This window comes from Nocardioides malaquae, assembly GCF_015070385.1.
Classification (GTDB): domain Bacteria; phylum Actinomycetota; class Actinomycetes; order Propionibacteriales; family Nocardioidaceae; genus Nocardioides; species Nocardioides malaquae.
Genome location: NZ_JADCSA010001296.1, coordinates 1 through 232, shown reverse-complemented (window position 1 = coordinate 232; position 232 = coordinate 1). Strand labels below are relative to the sequence as shown.

Here is a 232-nt window from a genome sequence, read left to right as displayed (position 1 = left end):
CCCATGCCCAGTCCAGGGCTGCACTTCCAGTAGTAGTTCAGAATATAGTGCAGCCATGTGAGAATATGGCAGAAAGGGAAGTGCACAGAACATGTTCTGTGAATACTGCTGATGAAAAAAGAGAAAGCATTGGAGCTGTGAGCATGGACGTTGATAAGACAGCCACAGTAATCATCAATCCTTTCACCAAAAAGAGGGATGGCGCCCGTGTCTACGACAAAAAAACAACAAC

Annotated in this window: 1 protein-coding gene; it reads left to right on the top strand. The window is 45.7% G+C overall.

All coding sequences use genetic code 11. From position 1 onward, the window contains the following. The coding region (locus IEQ44_RS17520; protein ID WP_227487729.1) for a hypothetical protein at positions 1 to 232 on the top strand (232 nt) is incomplete at both ends.